This is a genomic window from Motilibacter aurantiacus (assembly GCF_011250645.1).
GTDB classification, from domain to species: Bacteria; Actinomycetota; Actinomycetes; order Motilibacterales; family Motilibacteraceae; genus Motilibacter_A; species Motilibacter_A aurantiacus.
The window spans coordinates 24,040-38,753 of the sequence record NZ_JAANNO010000021.1 but is presented as its reverse complement, the minus strand read 5'-3'; the positions used below and the strand labels follow the sequence as shown (position 1 = coordinate 38,753).

Annotated in this window: 12 protein-coding genes; 3 read left to right on the top strand and 9 right to left on the bottom strand. The window is 74.8% G+C overall.

What is annotated here, in order from left to right:
* Window positions 1–75: 75 nt before the first annotated feature.
* The 9 genes from G9H72_RS20105 to G9H72_RS20065 form a co-directional block, all read right to left on the bottom strand.
* Window positions 76–1,371, bottom strand: a complete 1,296-nt coding sequence (locus G9H72_RS20105) for an MFS transporter (protein WP_231127589.1) — start codon at window positions 1,369–1,371, stop codon at window positions 76–78.
* 108 nt (window positions 1,372–1,479) lie between these two features.
* A complete protein-coding gene (locus G9H72_RS20100) occupies window positions 1,480–2,154 on the bottom strand; it encodes a hypothetical protein (protein ID WP_166174507.1) in 675 nt (224 codons plus the stop codon).
* A 22-nt stretch (window positions 2,155–2,176) separates the two neighbouring features.
* Window positions 2,177–2,887: a hypothetical protein gene (locus G9H72_RS20095; RefSeq protein ID WP_166174505.1), complete on the bottom strand. Its 711-nt coding sequence runs from the start codon at window positions 2,885–2,887 to the stop codon at window positions 2,177–2,179.
* 108 nt (window positions 2,888–2,995) lie between these two features.
* Complete coding sequence (locus G9H72_RS20090; RefSeq protein WP_166174503.1) at window positions 2,996–3,817, bottom strand: ABC transporter permease subunit; 822 nt, start codon at window positions 3,815–3,817, stop codon at window positions 2,996–2,998.
* The gene (locus G9H72_RS20085; protein ID WP_166174501.1) at window positions 3,814–4,749 is read right to left on the bottom strand and encodes an ABC transporter ATP-binding protein; all 936 of its coding nucleotides are present in this window, start codon (window positions 4,747–4,749) and stop codon (window positions 3,814–3,816) included. The genes G9H72_RS20090 and G9H72_RS20085 overlap by 4 nt, the downstream gene beginning before the upstream one ends.
* A 119-nt stretch (window positions 4,750–4,868) precedes the next feature.
* Window positions 4,869–5,567: a DUF4230 domain-containing protein gene (locus G9H72_RS20080; protein ID WP_166174498.1), complete on the bottom strand. Its 699-nt coding sequence runs from the start codon at window positions 5,565–5,567 to the stop codon at window positions 4,869–4,871.
* 66 nt (window positions 5,568–5,633) lie between these two features.
* Window positions 5,634–5,915, bottom strand: coding sequence for a hypothetical protein (locus G9H72_RS20075; protein ID WP_166174496.1), 282 nt, complete (start codon window positions 5,913–5,915; stop codon window positions 5,634–5,636).
* Between the two features lie 44 nt (window positions 5,916–5,959).
* The gene (locus tag G9H72_RS20070) at window positions 5,960–8,527 is read right to left on the bottom strand and encodes a DEAD/DEAH box helicase (RefSeq protein WP_166174518.1); all 2,568 of its coding nucleotides are present in this window, start codon (window positions 8,525–8,527) and stop codon (window positions 5,960–5,962) included.
* 112 nt (window positions 8,528–8,639) lie between these two features.
* Window positions 8,640–9,707, bottom strand: coding sequence for an MFS transporter (locus G9H72_RS20065; protein WP_331272457.1), 1,068 nt, complete (start codon window positions 9,705–9,707; stop codon window positions 8,640–8,642).
* A gap of 172 nt (window positions 9,708–9,879) precedes the next feature.
* On the opposite strand from G9H72_RS20065, the gene G9H72_RS20060 reads away from it, so the two are divergent.
* From G9H72_RS20060 to G9H72_RS20050, 3 genes are all read left to right on the top strand, one after another.
* Entirely contained in the window at window positions 9,880–10,563 is a 684-nt protein-coding gene (locus G9H72_RS20060) for a TVP38/TMEM64 family protein (protein WP_166174494.1), read from the top strand.
* Window position 10,564: 1 nt separating this feature from the next.
* The gene (locus G9H72_RS20055; protein WP_166174491.1) at window positions 10,565–11,638 is read left to right on the top strand and encodes a threonine aldolase family protein; all 1,074 of its coding nucleotides are present in this window, start codon (window positions 10,565–10,567) and stop codon (window positions 11,636–11,638) included.
* A gap of 80 nt (window positions 11,639–11,718) precedes the next feature.
* Window positions 11,719–14,691 carry a BTAD domain-containing putative transcriptional regulator gene (locus G9H72_RS20050; RefSeq protein WP_166174489.1) on the top strand — a complete coding sequence of 991 codons (2,973 nt, stop codon included), beginning with the start codon at window positions 11,719–11,721 and terminating at the stop codon, window positions 14,689–14,691.
* Window positions 14,692–14,714 lie beyond the last annotated feature (23 nt).

Sequence of the window (14,714 nt, the reverse complement as noted above, 5' to 3'; positions counted from 1 at the left end):
CGAGGGGGGCCTGCTCCTGCGGGTCGGCGCCGGACTCGAGCTGCCCCTCGGGGAACTGCTCAGGCTCGCTGCTGGTCATGCGGGGCCACCTCCGGTGGTGACGGGGATGCCGTGCTCCTCGGCGGGGACCTGCCCGCTGGAGCGTCCCGTCACGCGTCCGGCGCCCCCGGGCCCGCGGCCGACGAGGGCGGAGACCGTGATGACGCCGAGGCCCCCGACGGCCAGCCCGGCCCCGACCCAGGCCGGCGCCGTGTAGCCGAGCCCGGCGGCGATCACGAGGCCGCCGAGCCACGCCCCGAGGGCGTTGGCGACGTTCAGCGCGGAGTGGTTGAGCGCGGCAGCGAGCGACTGCGCGTCGTCCGCGACGTCCATGAGCCGCGTCTGCAGCGCCGGGATCATCGCCGAGCCGGTGCCGCCCAGCAGGAGCACCGTGAGAGCCGCCGGAACGGGGCGGTGGACCGTCCAGGTGAACAGCGCCAGCGTGAGCACGACGGACGTGAGGCCGAGGTAGACCGTGCGCAGCACCGACCAGTCCGCGAGCCGGCCCCCGAGCAGGTTCCCCACCGTCATGCCGATGCCGAACAGCGCGAGGACCACGGGCATGGACGACTCCGAGATCCCGGCCAGGTCGGTCATGGTCGGCGTGATGTAGCTGTAGACCGCGAAGAAGCCGCCGAACCCGACCGCCCCCGTGAGCAGCGCGAGCCACACCTGGAGCCGGCGCAGGGCGCCCAGCTCCTGACGGGCGCCGGCGCCCTCCGGGGTGGGCACGGGGGGGACCCAGCGCGCGACCGCGAGAACGGTCAGGACGCCGATGGCGGTCACCACCAGGAAGGTGCTGCGCCAGCCCAGGTTCTGGCCCACGAAGGTGGAGACGGGCACGCCGACCACGTTCGCCACCGTCAGCCCGAGCATCATCATCGACACCGCCCAGCCGCGACGGTGCGGCGCGACGAGGGACGCCGCGACGACGGATCCGATGCCGAAGAACGCCCCGTGCGGCAGGCCGCTGAGGAAGCGCGCCGCGAGCAGCGTGTCGAAGGTGGGCGCGAGGGCCGACGCGAGGTTCCCGACGGTGAACGCCGCCATCAGCGCCAGCAGCATGGTCTTTCGGGGCAGCCTGGCCCCGAGCACGGCGAGCAGCGGGGCGCCGACCACCACGCCCAGCGCGTAGCCGGAGACCAGGTGGCCGCCGCTCGGGATCGAGGCGCCCACTCCCTCGGCGATGTCCGGCAGCAGGCCCATGGTCACGAACTCGGTCGTGCCGATGCCGAAGCCGCCGAGCGCCAGGGCCAGCAGGCTCAGGGCCAGCGGAACCCGTCGGGCTGCCTGCTCCTCGTCCGCCGGCCGCAGCGGGCGTGCGGGGTCCAGCACTGGAAGTCCTTCCGTCGGTGACGTCGTCGATCGCGCCACCGCGGTGTGACGTGCCCTCGAGGGCGAACACGCTTCCCGGCGCCGGGATTCCGGCCGCCCCTCGGGTCAGCTCCGGAGCGCCTGCTGGAGCCGGGCCGACACCCGGGCCGCCAGGGCCGCCGACCGGGGCACCGGGCCGGCGACGACGGTCGTGTGCACCGAGCTGAGGACGGCGCCGCGACGGACCACCACGGTCGTTCCCCTGGCGGGCACCGCCTCGCCGTCCTGCTCGATGGTGGTCGACACGCTCAACGCCAGCGACTCCTCGCCCTGCCGAGGCACCGACAGCGGGGTGTGGGTCATGGTCATGGTGACGCCGTCCCCGAGCTGCCAGCGGGCGGTCGGGCACTGCGTCACGCGCGCCCGGGCAGCGGCGACGTAGGCCTTCGCGCTGCCCGGCGCGGCGAACTGGTTGACGGCGCTGACGATCGTGGCGTCGCCGTCCCCGCGGACGAATGCGCTCAGCGCCGTGCCCGTCAGGCGCGCGACCCGCGTCTCGGCCGCGAGCCACCTGCGGGAGCACGCGTCCTCGGCGGTCACCTCGTCGACGTCGCCGGCCCCGCCGCCCGGCCGCTCGACGAACCCCCTCGGCAGGTCCTCCGCCGTGAGCAGCGCCGTCCTCAGCTGGGCGGGCCGGAGCTGGGCGGCGTCGGCCGGAGCCGTCGTGACCCACGCCCCGGCCGACAGCGCCAGGCCGGCCGCGGCGAGCGCGCGTACGCGGCGGCCCCTCGGGTGCCTCATCGCGACTCCCCCGTCCCCCTGGTCACCTCAGCGGCAGCTTGGCCAGCCGGGCGGCGGACGCCTTCGCCAGCGGCCTCGGGCCGGGGGCCGCGCCGGAGAAGGAGGTCACCACGATGCTGCTCACGGTCTTGCCGCGCCGGATGTCCAGCACCGAGCCGGTGGCCCGCAGGGTGCGACCCTCGACCTTGATGGTCGTCGTCTGGCGCAGCGCGAACACCTCGTCGCCGACCTTCGGCAGCGCCAGCTTCGCGTACTTCATCGTCATGACCGTGCCGTCGGCCAGCGTGTAGGTCAGGGTCGAGCACTTCGTGAAGACCGCGCGGGCGGAGGCCATGGCCTGCTTGGCGCGCGCGACCGACGCGTAGCCGCTCAGCCCGTTCACGACGGTGGCCCCGTCCCGGCGGACGAAGGTCGCCTCGGCCGACGTCGGCGGGCGGAACTTCCGGCCCGCGGCCTCGTAGGTCTTCGCGCAGGCGTTCGGGGTGGCCGCCTCGAGCACCTCGGAGCCGATCTCCGTCGCGGACCCCGCGCGACTGACCGCGAACCCCTTCGGCAGGTCCTTCACGGTGAGCAGTGCCGTCCTGAGCTTGCCCTTGGGCACGGCGGCGAGCACCGAGACGTCCCCGGTGGGGGCCGGTGCGGCCGACGCGGTGCCGGCACCGGCGGTAGCGGTGCCCAGCACGAGTGCGGCGGCGGCGAGCGCGCGCAGCGGGCGGCTCAGGGCGTACGGCATGACGGGTCCTCAGAACGTGGGAAAGGTGCACCACGAGCGAGGTGCACCGGAGGGGGAGACTAGGCCGTCGCTCTCCCCCACGCCCCGAGGACGCGGTGAATTCACCGATCAGGCGTCGCGCCGTCTCACGAGCCATATCCCGAGAAGGAGAAGCGCCAGCCACTGCAGGGTGAATGCGAGGTAACCGGTCCAGGGGCCCACGCTGTCCGGGCCCGGGTTCACGTCCATCACCGCGTAGCCCGCGTTGCTGACGAACCACTTGTTGATCTGCTCGCCGCCGAGGAAGTCCGGGATCAGGCCCGTCAGCCCGGGCAGCACCAGGAGCAGCGCGATGGTCGCGGTGATGGCCCCCGCGCTGTGTCGCACCAGCGTGCCCAGGGCGAGCCCGAACATGGCGCTCCCCGCGAGGTACAGCCCGGCCCCCACGACCGCGCGGAGCACACCCGGGTCGCCGGGCGATGCCTCGCCGCCGAAGTCGGCGAAGAAGAGCTGCGCCACGAAGAACGCGGCGAAGGAGGTGAGCAGCCCGACGACGAGCGTGACGACGAGCAGCACGAGGGCCTTGGCCACGACGACCCGGGCGCGGCTCGGCACCGAGATGAAGGTCGGCCGGATCCCGCGGGTCGAGTACTCCGACGTGATGATCAACGCGCCGATGACGGCGGCCACGAGCTGGCCGAAGGTGACCCCCGCCAGGGCGGTCTCGACCGGCTCGAACGTGGCCTGGTTCTCCGCGCTCGTGTCGTCCCAGGAGAAGGCGACCCCCCAGGCGATGAGGGTGGTGAGCCCGACCGTGACGCCGACCAGGACGACGACCGACCACAGGGTCGAGCGGACCGACCAGAGCTTCAGCCACTCCGAGCGCAGGACGTTGCCGAACGTCGCCCCTCCCGCCGGTAGCTGCGGGCGCTGCGCCACCGGGGCGCTCATGCGGCGCCGCCCTTCGCCCCCGCCCCCGCGGGCACCTCGGCGTGGTACTCCACGCTCTCCCGGGTGAGCTCCATGAACGCCTCCTCCAGGGACGAGCGCTGCTGGAACAGCTCGTGGATCGTGATGCCACGGGCGGCTGCCAGGTCACCGACCACGGCCGGCTCGAGCCCGGTCAGCTCCAGGTAGCCGTCGACGGGGCGGGCCGAGGCCCCCCGCTCGGCGAGGGCGGCGGCCAACTGGTCGGCCTGAGGCGAGCGCACGCGGACCGTCGTCGCGGAGTTCCGCGCGATGAACTCCTGCGTGCCCATGTCCGCGAGCAGCCGGCCCCGTCCGATGACCACGAGGTGGTCGGCCGTGAGCGCCATCTCGCTCATCAGGTGGCTCGACACGAAGACCGTGCGCCCGCTCGCGGCGAGCGAGCGCATGAAGTTGCGGATCCAGAGGATGCCCTCCGGGTCCAGCCCGTTGACCGGCTCGTCGAACATCAGCACCTCGGGGTCGCCCAGCATCGCCGCGGCGATGCCGAGGCGCTGGGACATGCCGAGGGAGAAGCCGCGAACTCGGTTCCTGGCCACCGCGGTGAGGCCCGTCAGCTCGAGGACCTCGTCCACGCGGCGGCGCGGGAGCCCGTTGGACAGGGCGAGCGCGGTCAGGTGGGCCCGCGCGGTCCGGCCGCCGTGGACGTCCTTGGCGTCGAGCAGCGCGCCCACCTCGCGCAGGGGCACCCCGGCGGCGGCGTACGGCCGTCCGTTGACGAGCGCCTGGCCGGACGTGGGCCGATCGAGCCCGAGGATCATGCGCATCGTCGTGGACTTGCCGGCGCCGTTCGGGCCGAGGAAGCCGGTCACGATGCCCGGCGGGACCGTGAAGGACAGGTCGTCCACGGCCTTCTTGCTGCCGTAGACCTTGGTGAGGCCACGGGCCTCGATCATGCGGGCTCCCCTCGTCGCCGCCCCTGACGACTCACCCTAGGGACTGGGCGCGGGGAAGCTCAAACCTGCCCGGCGCCACGTGCCGGCCGCACCGGCGTCGGCGCCGGCGCCGCGAGACGTCAGAGCGCGGGCGCCCCGGAGGGCTCGGTGAAGGTGACGGTCACCTGCTCGTAGCCCAGGGCCTTGATCAGCCCGCTCAGCATCTGCCGGGTGTTCTCCTCGGTGCGCGGCAGCAGGTCCTGGTCGGCCGCGGCGGCCTCGGCGAGCTTGCGCTGGCCCAGCCCGTAGAACTCGCTGTCGTTGCCGCCGTCGTCGAAGGCGCTCAGCGAGCGGTCGATGACGCCACGCTCGCGGGAGACGACGCGGCTGCGCTCGGCGTCGAGCCGGGGCTCCCCGCGCGTCGCGTGCGGAAGCGTCACGGTCACGGACCTGCCGTCCTCGGACACCGTGACCGCACCGCTGCCGATCTTGTCGAAGTCCACGATCCCGTCGACACTGCCCGCGGCGGTGAAGAGCGTCCGCTCACCGCGCACGAAGGACGGGACGTACTTGTAGTCCTTCTCGATCTCGATGATCTGCTCGTAGTTGGCCCGGGCGCCGGTGTACTGGTCCAGGTCCTCCAGCGCCTTCATCACCGCCGGCCCGCTGCGGTCGACGGTCGTCGACGCGAACGGGTTGCTCAACCCTCCCAGCAGGCCCACCCCGCGCAACGCGGCCAGCAGGACGGCCGCGACGACCAGGCCGAGCACGAGGGTCAGGCCCAGGCGCAGGCCACCTCGCGCGCGGCCGGCGGGGGGACGGAGAAGGGCGGCTGCCAATGCGGCTCCTCGAGAGCGGTCGGGGGCGGTCGCGGTCCGCTCCGTACAGCCCGCCGGGCACCGCTCCTATTCCACCGGCGCGATCGGGTCGCTCGCAACGACCTCGTTGTGCAGCGCCTGCTCCACGACGCTGCGCACGACCGCGGCCGCGGCGGTGTCGCAGCCGACCGAGGCCGGGTCCGGCACCACCTCCAGCTCCCCCACCCGGTGGGCGAGGTAGCTCGAGGCGTACCGCTGCATGGCCTGGGCGTACGCCTCCAGGGCCACGTCGGCGGCAACCTTGACCCGCCCGCGGCCGTCGTCGTCGATCCCGACCGGGGTCGTCATGCGCTCGTCGAGTTTGGACACGGTCAGGGAGTTCCCCGTCCGGCCCGCGTCCACCCGCCCGGCGGTCAGACCGCGTCGCCCTCTCCGTCGAGGTCGAGGTCGTCGCCCGCCCCGGCCGCGCTGAGCGGGCCGACGTCGAGGACGCGTACGACCGCCGTGCCCTCCTCGTCGGAGGCGGCCAGGTCGACCTCGGCCCGGATGCCCCAGTCGTGGTCGCCCTCCGGGTCGTCGAACACCTGCCGCACCGCCCAGCTGCCCGGGCGCTCGCCGATGTGCAGGTACGCCGGGCCGCGCGCGTCCGGGCCGGTGCCGAGCGACGGGTACTCCTCGAAGTAGGCCTCCACCGCGTCGCGCCAGCGCTCGAAGCCCCAGCCGGCTCCGGCGTCGAGCTCCGCGAGCAGGTCGTAGCGGCGCAGGGCCGCCAGCTCCACGCGCCGGAACAGCTCGTTGCGCACCATCACCCGGAACGCGCGGGCGTTGGCGGTGACGCCGGAGACGCGTTCGCTCACCGAGGCCGTCGCGGCCGCCGCCTCCGACGGGTTCGTCAGCTCCTCCCACTCGTCGAGCAGGCTGGAGTCGACCTGGCGGACGAGCTCGCCCAGCCACGCGATGAGGTCGTCGAGCGGCTCGGACTTGGCCTCGTCGGGGACCGTCTGCGCCAGCGTCTTGTACGCGTCGGCGAGGTAGCGCAGCACCAGCCCCTCGGAACGGTTGAGGCTGTAGAGGTTGACGTACTCGGTGAACGTCATCGCCCGCTCGTAGAGGTCGCGGGCGACCGACTTCGGCGACAGCTCGTAGTCAGCGACCCACGGGTGGCTGCGCCGGTAGATCTCGAAGGCCGCGCCGAGCAGCTCCTCGAGCGGCTTGGGGTACGTCACGTCCTCCAGCAGCTCCATCCGCTGGTCGTACTCGATGCCGTCGGCCTTCATCCGGGCGACGGCCTCGCCCTTGGCCTTCGACAGCTGGGCGGCGAGCACCTGGCGCGGGTCGTCGAGCACGCTCTCGACGACGGACAGGACGTCGAGGGCGTACGTCGGGGACTCGCGGTCGAGCAGCTCCAGCGAGGCCAGCGCGAAGGGCGAGAGCGGCTGGTTCAGCGCGAAGTTGGCCTGCAGCTCGACGGTGAGCCGGACCGTGCGGCCGTCGGGCAGCGGCTCGGGGAGCCGCTCCACGACGCCTGCGGCCAGCAGCTCGCGGTAGATCGAGATCGCCCGCCGGATGTGCTCGCGCTGCTTGGCCGGCGTCTCGTGGTTGTCGGTCAGCAGGTGGCGCATGGCCTCGTACGGGTCACCCGGCCGGGCGATGACGTTGAGCAGCATCGAGTGCGTCACCTTGAAGCTCGACGTGAGCGGCTCGGGCTCGGCGGCCACGAGCTTCTCGAACGTCCGGTCGCTCCAGGAGACGAAGCCCTCCGGGGGCTTCTTGCGGACGATGCGCTTGCGCTTCTTCTCGTCGTCACCGGCCCGGGCGAGCAGCCGCGCGTTCTCGATGTCGTGGTCGGGCGCCTCGACGATGACCGTGCCTGCGGTGTCGTAGCCCGCGCGCCCGGCCCGGCCCGCGATCTGGTGGAACTCGCGGGCCTTGAGGTGGCGCATGCGGGTGCCGTCGAACTTGGCCAGCGCGGTCAGCAGCACCGTGCGGATCGGGACGTTGATGCCCACCCCGAGGGTGTCGGTGCCACAGATGACCTTGAGCAGCCCGGCCTGGGCGAGCAGCTCGACCAGGCGGCGGTACTTCGGCAGCATCCCGGCGTGGTGGACGCCGACGCCGTGCCGGACGAGGCGCGACAGGGTCCGCCCGAAGCCCGTGGTGAAGCGGAAGCCGCCGATGAGCGCGGCGATCTCGTCCTTCTCCTGCTTCGTGCACATGTTGACGCTCATCAGCGACTGCGCCCGCTCGACCGCGCTCGCCTGCGTGAAGTGCACGACGTAGACGGGCGCCTGCTTCGTGCTGAGCAGCTCCTCGATCGTCTCGTGCAGCGGCTTCGTCACGTAGTAGTGGTGCAGCGGCACCGGCCGCTCGACCGAGCTGACCACCGCGGTGGGACGGCCCGTACGCCGGGTCATGTCCTGCTCGAACCGCGTGACGTCACCGAGGGTGGCGGACATGAGGAGGAACTGCGCCTGCGGGAGCTCGATGAGCGGCACCTGCCACGCCCAGCCGCGGTCCGGGTCGGAGTAGAAGTGGAACTCGTCCATCACCACCTGGCCGACGTCGGCCTGCGCCCCCTCGCGCAGGGCGATGTTGGCCAGGATCTCGGCCGTCGCGCAGATGACGGGCGCGCCCGCGTTGACGCTCGCGTCGCCCGTCATCATGCCGACGTTCGACGCCCCGAACGTCGCGCAGAGGGAGAAGAACTTCTCCGAGACGAGCGCCTTGATGGGGGCGGTGTAGAACGTGCGGCGCCCCTCCGCCATGGCCGCGAAGTGCGCCCCCGTCGCCACGAGGCTCTTGCCGGACCCGGTCGGCGTCGCCAGGATCACGTTGGCCCCGGTCACGACCTCGAGCAGCGCCTCCTCCTGGGCGGGGTAGAGGGCCAGCCCCGAGCCGGCGGCCCAGGCCTCGAACGTCTCGAAGAGGACGTCCGGGTCGGGCTCCGGCGGGATGCGGTCGGCGAGGGTCACCCGGCCCATTGTCCGGTACGCCGCGCTGGGCGGTGCGACGTCGGCGAAGCCAGGGGCACGTGCGGGGTGGTCCGTCACCGCGGACGTGCCCCTCGCACCGCGGGCGTGCGGGCCGCCGGGCTCAACGAGCGCGCTGGCCGGCGAGCACGGCGGCGACGAGGGCCACGAGCACCCCGACCGCGAGCGAGCCGGACACCGCCCAGGCGAGGTAGACCAGGAAGGCCGCGAGCTCGCTGCCCAACCCCGCGACCGACGTGACGGTGGCCCGGGCCGGCCCACGCACCTGGTCCTGCAGGCGCGCCTCCGTCAGCACGAGCACCCAGCGGTAGAGCCCGTAGAACGCGGCCACGGCAGCGATGCCGGCGGCCCCGTGCACGGCGGGCGTCGCGAGGAGCACGAGGGCCGCCGCGGCCAGCACCCCGGCCGGGCGGCGCCGCCCCGGCGTGCGCGCGCGCCCGGCGGCCAGCGCGCCGACGGCCCCGGCCAGCGGGACCGCCAGCAGCGCGAGCGGCACGGCGGCGGTCCCGACGCCGCGGTCGCGGGCGAGCAGCGGGAAGTACTCCTCGAAGGCGTCGAGCCCCTCGACCAGCGCGACCGCGACCACCGCAGCCCGCAGCGCCGGGCAGGACAGCGCCTCGGCGAGGCCCGCGCGCAGCAGCGCGGCGTACCCCGGCCCCGGCTCGCCGTCGTCCGCGCGCTCGGCCTCGGGAAGCCGGAGCGCCAGCGCGGACGACGCGGCGCACAGCCCGATGCTCACCCAGCCGGCCAGCGCGTAGCCGCCCGCCGCGAAGAGCGCCGCCGCCCCCGCGGCCGCGGGCAGCTGGGCGAGCAGGCCCGCGGCCCGCACCCGCCCGAGCAGCCGGGGGTACGCGGCGGACTGCCCATCGGCGGCGAGGCCGTCGTACAGCAGCGCCTCGAGGGCGCCGGACGCGAGCGCGCCGCCGAGGCCCCAGAGCACGAAGCCGGCGGCGAAGCCGGGGAACCCGGGCAGCACGAGCCACAGGACGTAGCCGAGAGCCTGCAGCGCCCCGGCGGCGGCGAGCGCCACACGGCGCGCGAAGCGGTCGGCGAGGGCGCCGGTCGGCACCGCGGCCACGATGGCGACCGCGGACCAGACCGCCAGCAGCGCGGAGACCTGGGCAGCGCTCAGCCCACTGTCGGTGAACAGCAGCGCGTAGAGCGGATAGATGGGCAGCGAGTCCGCCAGCAGGGACCACGCGACGGCTCCCCGTGCCAGCCGTCCCGTCCCCGAGGGGTCAGGGGCGCGGGCCGGGCGTCAAGGGAACGGCATGCGACGCACAATAGGGAGCCGCCGACCGCGCCGCACGCGCGTTTCCGCACGGCGCACGGGGAGGACGGCGATGGCCGACGGACAGGCCCGCGGGACGCGGCGGCTCGGCGTCCCCCGTGGCTACGCGCTCGCCGGGCTGGTCGCCGCCGTGGTGCTCGTCGTGCTGTTCGTGGCCGTCGAGCTGACCCGGCCGGAGATCCTCACCGACCCCTCGCCGTGGATGGACGACGGCGGCCCCCTCGCGGCCGTCGCCGGCGTCGGGCTCCTCGTCGCCGACGTCCTCGTGCCGGCCCCCTCGAGCGTGGTGATGACGGCGCACGGGGCGCTCTTCGGCGTGCCGCTGGGCGCGGCGCTCTCGCTCCTGGGCGGGACAGGGGCGACGCTCGTCGCGTTCGGGCTCGGGCGGTGGGGACGGCACGCCGTCGAGCGCCGCGTGCGCCCCGAGGAGCGCGCCCGCGTGGCGGCCCTGCTCGACCGGTACGGCGTCCTCGCCCTCGTCGTGACCCGGCCGGTGCCGATCGTGGCCGAGGCCGTCGCCCTGCTGGCCGGGACGACGTCCATGGGCTGGCGCGCCGCCGTGCTCGGCGGCGTGCTGGGCAACGTCGTGCCGGCGGTCGTCTACGCCGTGGTGGGCGCGCAGGCCCGCAGCATCGCCGAGCAGGCCGTGGTCCTCGTGCTGGTGCTGCTGCTGTCCCTCGCCCTGTGGGCGGTCGCCCGAGGCCGCACCCTCCCGCCGGCACACCGCGAGGACTGACATGGACGACACGGCGCTGCGCGACTCGTGCACCCGGTTCCTCAACTGGCACGGCCTGCAGCCGCCCGAGGCCGTGCTGCGCCGGCTGCTGGAGCTCGAGGCCCTCCGGGGCGACCAGTACGGCGTGGGCGGCGTCGTCACGCAGCTCGAGCAGGAGGTGGGCGAGCTCCTGGGCAAGCCCGCTGCCTTCTTCCTGAGCGGCACCATGGCGCAGCAGATCGCGCTGCGGGTGCACGCGGACCGGCGCGGCCGGCGCACGGTGGCGTACCACCCCACGGCCCATCCGGAGCTGCACGAGGGCAAGGCGCTCGAGCGGCTGCACGGGCTGCGCGGGCGGCCCGTCGGCGAGAGGCACGAGCTGCTGACGCTGCAGGGCCTCGAGCAGGTGGCCGAGCCGCTCGCAGCGGTGCTGTTCGAGCTGCCCCAGCGCGAGATCGGCGGGCAGCTGCCGGCCTGGCACGACCTGCAGGCGCAGACGGCCTGGGCCCGGGAGCACGGCGCAGCCACCCACCTCGACGGTGCACGCCTGTGGGAGTGCACCCCGTACTACGGCAGGCCTCCGGCCGAGATCGCGGGGCTCTTCGACACGGTCTACGCGTCGTTGTACAAGGGTGTCGGTGGGCTCTCCGGTTGCTGTTTGGCCGGCCCCGAGGACGTCCTCGCAGAGGCGCGCGAGTGGCGGCAGCGGCACGGCGGCACGCTGTTCGCCATGTGGCCGAACGCCGCGTCCGCCCTGCTCGGGCTGCGCGAGCGGCTGCCCCGGATGCCGCTGTACGTCGAGCACGCCCAGGTGATCGCCGCCGCGCTCACCGGCCTGCCCGGGGTCGAGGTGGTGCCGGACCCGCCGGTGACCCCCATGATGCACCTGCACCTGCGGACCTCGAAGGAGGCGTTCGAGGCCGCGCGGGACGGGCTGGCCCGGGAGCGCGGCGTCTGGGCCTTCCCACGCTCGTCGCCGTCGGGCTCTCCGGGCGTGCGCGTGGTCGAGCTCATGGTCGGCGACTCGACGCTGCAGTTCTTCCCCGCGGAGGTCCGCGAGCTGGTAGCCACGCTCGTGGGCGCCACCCGGGGCTGACCTCACCCGGCAGGGGTGTGTCCGGAAGTCCGGACGGTTGAGACGCGGCCGCAACGGTTAGCGTGCAGCGGGAGGATCATGTGACGACGAGGCTGTGCCACGTCCTGGGTTCGGTCACGGTGACCGTCGAGGGCCGTGACGTCGACCTGGGCGGGCCGCAGCGGGTTGCGCTGCTCGCCGTGCTGCTCGCTGCCCGCGGGCGCGCGGTCTCCGACGCGGCGCTCGTGGACGCGCTGTGGCCGGAGGACCCGCCGACCACCGCCCTCGGCAGCCTGCGGGCCCACGTCTCCCGGCTGCGCAGCGCCCTCGCCGGGCCCGCCGACCGGGACGAGGTGGTCGTCGTGCGGGAGGCCGGCGGCTACCGGGTCGCGGCCGGCTCGGTGGCCCTCGACGCCGAGCAGTTCGAGCAGGAGCTGGCCGAGGCGACGCAGCTGCGCAAGGCCGGCGACGCCGCCGGGGCCCTGCCGCTGCTGGAGCGCGCCCTCGCCCGCTGGCGGGGGGACGCGTACGCCTGGGCACCGGACGTCTCCGCCGTGGTCGCCGAGCGCCGCCGGCTCGCCGAGCTGCGCCGGACCGCCGAGCTCGAGCGGTACGACGTGCTGCTCGCGCGGGGTGCGCACGCCGACGCGGTCGCCGGGCTGCAGGCGCTCGTCACCTCCTCCCCCGAGCTGGAGCGCGGCTGGGAGCTGCTCGCGCTGTCGCTCTACCGGGACGGCCGGCAGGCCGAGGCGCTGTCGGCCCTGCGGGCGGCGCGCGAGGTGCTGCTCGAGGAGCACGGACTGGACCCGGGGCCGGCGCTGCGCCGGCTGGAGGCCGCCGTGCTCGCGCAGGACCCGGCGCTCGACCTGCCGGCCCCGGCCGCGCCGGTGGAGCGCCGCGCGCGCGGCCCCGAGCCCCGGCCCACGCCGCGGCCGGCGCGGCCGGCGGGGCTGGCGGGGCTGGCGGGGCTGGCGACGCCGGCCACCCCGCTGTGGGGGCGCGAGCGCGACGTCGCCGCCGTCGCCGGCCTGCTCCGGCGGCCCGACGCGCGCATCGTCACCCTCACGGGCATCGGCGGGGTGGGGAAGACCCGGCTCGCCCTCGCGGCTGCGGCCGGCACGGAGCAGGCGGCGGACGGGGCGGTCACGTTCGTGCCACTGGCCGCGTTCACCGACACGGCGCTCGTCTTCCCTGCGGTGGCCCAGGCTCTGGGGCTCGACCACGTCGAGGAGGCCAGAGCCTTCGAGGCCGTGGTCGAGAGCCTGCGCAACCGCCCGACGCTGCTCGTGCTGGACAACCTCGAGCAGCTGCTGGCCGTCGCGCCGCAGGTGTCCGAGCTCGTGTCGCAGTGCCCCGAGCTCACGGTCCTGGCGACCAGCCGCGCGCCGCTGCGGGTGCGCGGCGAGGTCGAGTACCCCGTGCTGCCGCTGCCGCTGCCGCCGGAGCGGCCCTCCGCGCCCGAGGATGTCGCGGCGTCGGGTGCCGGCGCCCTCTTCGTCGACCGCGCCACCGCCGTCGTCCCGTCGTTCACCCTCACCGCGGCCAATGCGGGGGCCGTCGCGCAGCTGTGCCACCGGCTGGCGGGCATCCCGCTCGCGTTGGAGCTGGCCGCGGCCCGGGTCCGGCTGCTGTCGCCGGAGGCGTTGCTCGAGCGGCTCGGCGAGGCGATGGCGCGGGGAGGGTCGCGCGACCTGCCGGCGCGCCAGCGCACGATGCGCGCGACCCTCGACTGGAGCTACGGCCTCCTCCCGGCCGCCGAGCAGCAGCTCCTGCGTTGCCTCTCGGTCTTCTCCGGCGGTTTCACGTTGCCCGCGGCCGAGGCGGTCGCGGAGGGCGTGGGCCTCCCGCGCGACGAGGTGCTGGCCCTGCTGGAGTCCCTGGTCGAGCAGTCGCTCGTCGTCGTCGACACGTCCGGCAGCGGGACGCCGGGGTGCGACGAGCCCCGCTTCCTGCTGCTCGAGCCCGTGATCGAGTACGCCACGAGCCTGCTGCAGGTCGGCGAGCGCGAGCGGGTGCACACCGCCCACGCCGCGTGCTTCCTCGACCTTTCCGAGCGGGCCGCACCCGGGTACGAGTCCGGGCGGCAGGTCGAGTGGCTCTGCCGGATCGAGCGGGACGAGGCGAACCTGCGGGCTGCGCTGAACTGGGCGCTGGACCACGACCCGGTGGCCGCCGCCCGCATGGGCTGGGCGCTGTGGCTGTACTGGTGGCTGCGCGGACGGCTCCTGCTCGGCCGGCGCTCCATGGAGCGAGCCCTGGAGCACGACCTGCCCCCGCAGGCCCGGGTCGGCGCCCTGATCGCATCCGCCTGCATGGGCTTCGCCCAGGGTGACCTGCCCCACGCCGAGCAGCGCTGGAGCCAGGCCCGGGAGATCGCGACCGAGCTCGGGGACCCGCAGCAGATGGCGAACTCCATCGCCGGGACGGGGCTCGTCGCGCTGGCCCGGCTCGACCTCGAGACGGCCGAAGCACGGTTCCTGGATGCGCTGCCGCTGGCGGTGGCGGCGGGCGCCCGCGGGGAGTGGCTGCACAGCCTCGCCCTGGTGTGGCTGGGCACCGTGCTGCTCGCGCGCGGGGAGCCGAAGGCGGCCCAGGAGCGGATCCGGGCCGGGCTCGAAGGGGCAGAGCAGCGCGGCGACCGGCTCGCGGTCTACATCGCGCTGTTCAACCTCTCCCAGGCGTCGATCGCGTCCGGTGACCCCGCGGAGGCGCGCGCGCACCTGGTCCGCGGCATCCAGCTCTCGCTGCAGACCGGGGACCTGGCCAACCTCGCCTACTTCCTCGAGGCCCTCGCCGTCGTCGACGGCTCGCAGGACCGGGCACACCGCGTCGCGGTGCTCGTCGGCGCCGCCGAGTCCATCCGGTCGGACGCGGGCTCGGCCGTCTACGGCTACTACCTGCCGGACGAGTCCCTCCGGCAGGCGACGGAGCAGCAGGCACGGGAGCGGCTGGGCGCGGCGCTCTACGACGACACCGTCGCCGCGGGACGTGCCCTGACCCCGGAGGACGCGGCGGCGTACGCCCTGAGCGCGGAGGTCATGCCGCCGGCGGACCGTGCCTCGGGCTCCCGCTGAGCCGGGCGTACGTGCCGTCCGGG

What these genes read in the sequence shown, in the direction of transcription:
- G9H72_RS20070 (WP_166174518.1), bottom strand. Translation starts at nt 8,527, where the DNA reads ATGGGCCGGGTGACCCTCGCCGACCGCATCCCGCCGGAGCCCGACCCG.
- G9H72_RS20060 (WP_166174494.1), top strand. Translation starts at nt 9,880, where the DNA reads ATGGCCGACGGACAGGCCCGCGGGACGCGGCGGCTCGGCGTCCCCCGT.
- G9H72_RS20055 (WP_166174491.1), top strand. Translation starts at nt 10,565, where the DNA reads ATGGACGACACGGCGCTGCGCGACTCGTGCACCCGGTTCCTCAACTGG.
- G9H72_RS20090 (WP_166174503.1), bottom strand. Translation starts at nt 3,817, where the DNA reads ATGAGCGCCCCGGTGGCGCAGCGCCCGCAGCTACCGGCGGGAGGGGCG.
- G9H72_RS20095 (WP_166174505.1), bottom strand. Translation starts at nt 2,887, where the DNA reads ATGCCGTACGCCCTGAGCCGCCCGCTGCGCGCGCTCGCCGCCGCCGCA.
- G9H72_RS20100 (WP_166174507.1), bottom strand. Translation starts at nt 2,154, where the DNA reads ATGAGGCACCCGAGGGGCCGCCGCGTACGCGCGCTCGCCGCGGCCGGC.
- G9H72_RS20085 (WP_166174501.1), bottom strand. Translation starts at nt 4,749, where the DNA reads ATGATCGAGGCCCGTGGCCTCACCAAGGTCTACGGCAGCAAGAAGGCC.